The organism is Bacillus sp. RC252, assembly GCF_044909215.1.
In the GTDB taxonomy this organism is placed as follows: domain Bacteria; phylum Bacillota; class Bacilli; order Bacillales; family Bacillaceae_G; genus Bacillus_A; species Bacillus_A mycoides.
The window spans coordinates 1-2,553 of sequence record NZ_JBIYDV010000050.1 but is presented as its reverse complement, the minus strand read 5'-3'; the positions used below and the strand labels follow the sequence as shown (position 1 = coordinate 2,553).

Below are 2,553 nucleotides of genomic sequence, written 5' to 3'. Positions count from 1 at the left end.
GGATCAAACTCTCCAATAAAGTTAGTTTGTCTAGCATCTAAAAATAAAAATTGACGTTCACGTTGTTTGTTTCGTTCAGTTTTCAAAGAACTTGTTTGCCGCTCATTTGCGACTCCCTTATGTTAACATTTTCATGTTTCAATGTCAACCAAGTTTTTTTATTTCTTTTGTCGCTTTCTTCGTTGTTGCTATCGGCGACTTGTTCTATATTACACCTCTAAGATACAACCGTCAATATGTTTTTATAAAAAACTTCATTTTTTTATAAATGCTATTTACGTTATTAAATTATCTATCTATATACCTCTTCTATAAGAATAGATAAGCAACCCATGAAACACTCTATGGGTTGCTATTCCATCATAAAAACTATTGTTCTTTTGAAGGTACAGAACAACTTTCATCAGTACAAGACATATCACTTCCACCCTCTGAAGAAAGCTCTTGTAACTTAGGTGCAGGATTCTCTTCTTCCCACACTTGTTGAAGTGCACCAACAAAAGTTTCGAGTGGTTGCGCACCTGAAATAGCATACTTTTGATTAATAATAAAGTAAGGTACTCCTGAAATTTGATATTGCTGAGCAATCGCTTCATCAATTCTAACATCATTTGCATATGCACCTTTATCATTAATAACACGTAAAGCTTCTTGCTTATCTAAACCTGAAGCTTCAGCAATAGTAGCAAGCGTATCCACATCACTTAAATTTTTCGATTCAGTGAAATATGCACAAAGTAGATTTTCCGTAATCTCTTTTTCTTTTTCTTTCCCTTGATCCTTTGCAAATTTGGCAAGACGATGCGCATCAAAAGTGTTCGTCGGCTTCATCTCTTCAAAATTAAAACTTAACCCCATACTAGCTGCATGATTGCCTAGTTGTATATTATTACGCTTAGCTTCTTCAATACTAATCCCATACTTTGATGCAAGTACTTCATTAATACTTGTTCCAGAATAGATTGGAGCATTTTGGTCTAATTCAAAACTTTTAAACTCAACTTCAACATCTTTCTTATGCGGAAATTGCTCTAAAGCCATTTCTAATCTACGTTTCCCAATATAACAAAATGGGCATACAAAATCTGACCATACTTCAATTTTCATAGAAACACCTCATTAACATGTAGTTTTCAATTATTGTAGCACTGGCAATAAGGAATTCAAAAATTTATGCTTCAAACCTTATATACTACAAACTAAAATGAGTTTTTAAATAGAAAAAACGATAATCAAAAGTATAAAAACATTTCCTTCTGATTATCGTATATACAAAATACAAATCTAAAACAATCTAATTACGCTGGAATGTATCTCCCCACGAACTCCCATACGGTATTCCAATATTTATTCGAATCTACCTTCTCGGCTTCTCCATGTCCAGCACCTGGAACAATTAATTTCTCTTTTTCTACTTTTGCAGCATTATATACTTCATCTAACATTTCATAAGGAACGAATGTATCAGTGTCCCCATGAATAAATAGCATCGGTGTTTTACTTTTCGCTACTTGTTTTACAGCTGAAGCTTCTTCTAAATCATATCCAGCTCTTAATTTTGTAACTGTATTTGCCGCATTCATAACAGGAAACTTCGGCAAGTGGAATAAATCGTTTAATTGATAAGTAAATTCATCAATAACAGTTGAGTATCCACAATCTTCAATAATAACTTTAACGTTAGAGGGTAACTCTTCACCTGAAGTCATCATTACAGTTGCTCCCCCCATTGAAACTCCAAAGAGTGCTATTTCAGCATTAGGGTCTTTCTTTACAATTTGTTGAATCCAAACCAAAATATCTTTACGATCGTGCCAGCCCATCCCTATATAATCACCTTCACTATTTCCATGCCCACGAAGATCTGGCGCTATGACGTTATATCCTTCTTCATAAAAATTCCGGATATATTTCGTCATTTTCGATGCCCTACTATCATATCCATGAACTACAATTGCCCATTTATGGCTAGATTGTTCATTCATATATTCATAACCTGTTAATTTCAACTTATCGAAAGAATTTATGTTTCGTATATTAGGTTTATGATTTGATACAAAGTTCGCATCCTTTTCTTCATTTGTAGCAAACACACCTCCCGATGCATTCACAGTTTCTACTAAGTGAGGATTATCCTCTAAAAACTCTTTCTCTTGTTTTGCATTCAACGCATAATTATAAAAATAATTTCCGACTAACATATAAGTAATTGCTAGAAGGACTAAAACCACTATAGTAATTACACCTATCTTCTTCATATTATCTCCTTAAAAAATTTAAATCTTCCTATATTAAAGTACCTCGAAAAACAACTGTACTATTTTAACACACCGATAGATTGCTTCTACAAAAAACAGAATAGAAAATCTTAAACTACACATCAAAAATGATGAAAGAAAATGAATATGAGAGGATCAAAATAATAAGGATTACTTACTTGAGGCTGATAAGAAGTTTAAAACACAAAAAAGACGAGTCATTCTGACTCGTCTTAAAGTTGCTTGGCGACGTCCTACTCTCACAGGGACAAGGTCCCAACTACCATCGGCGCTA

Annotated in this window: 2 protein-coding genes; both read right to left on the bottom strand. The window is 33.5% G+C overall.

The window, feature by feature from the left end; translation table 11 throughout:
- Positions 1-369: 369 nt before the first annotated feature.
- A complete protein-coding gene (locus tag ABH960_RS29470) occupies positions 370-1,107 on the bottom strand; it encodes a DsbA family oxidoreductase (RefSeq protein ID WP_404449977.1) in 738 nt (245 codons plus the stop codon).
- 191 nt (positions 1,108-1,298) lie between these two features.
- On the bottom strand, positions 1,299-2,258 hold the full coding sequence (locus tag ABH960_RS29465) for an alpha/beta hydrolase (RefSeq protein WP_404449975.1): 960 nt from the start codon (positions 2,256-2,258) through the stop codon (positions 1,299-1,301).
- Positions 2,259-2,553: the final 295 nt, after the last annotated feature.

What these genes read in the sequence shown, in the direction of transcription:
- ABH960_RS29470 (WP_404449977.1), bottom strand. Translation starts at nt 1,107, where the DNA reads ATGAAAATTGAAGTATGGTCAGATTTTGTATGCCCATTTTGTTATATT.
- ABH960_RS29465 (WP_404449975.1), bottom strand. Translation starts at nt 2,258, where the DNA reads ATGAAGAAGATAGGTGTAATTACTATAGTGGTTTTAGTCCTTCTAGCA.